Below are 521 nucleotides of genomic sequence, written 5' to 3'. Positions count from 1 at the left end.
ACTCGCGATAATAGGCGCAACCCAAACTCACGCTGACATGGATCGCTTGCCCATTGAGTAAAACAGGTCGATCGTAAACACAGCTGCAAATCGCCTTTGCAAGCGTTTCAGCTTCTTTTTCAGATAGAGAGGCAGTCACCAACGCAAATTCCTCACCACCGATTCGCGCTAAGGTTATTCGTTCGTCAGTCAGCGATTTTGCCGTGTCGGCAACAGCGACAATCGCTTGGTCACCGATTAAATGGCCGTATTTGTCGTTTATCGATTTAAAGTCATCAATATCAAACACCATCACGGTTACGTTTTTTTGCAATGAACTCAGCGTTGCCAATCGCTCGATCAAATGCCTGCGATTATAAAGTTTGGTGAGCGGATCCGTCAGCGTCAGTTCAAGCAGTTGCTGATTTGCTAAGGTGAGCTGCTTTGTTCGTAGAGTCACCATTCGCTTAAGGGCGAAGATATGGTAAAGCGTGGCAATAACCATGATGAAAATGGCAATTGGCAACAGGTAAATGGGATAT

General features: G+C 45.9%; 1 protein-coding gene. It reads right to left on the bottom strand.

The window, feature by feature from the left end:
* Window positions 1-521: GGDEF domain-containing protein (locus tag R8O11_RS31195; protein WP_318195388.1), on the bottom strand; the 521-nt coding region annotated here is incomplete at both ends.

This window comes from Vibrio sp. 1288, assembly GCF_033344475.1.
Note: the sequence above shows the minus strand (reverse complement) of the source record. Positions and strands in the feature narration are given on the sequence as shown.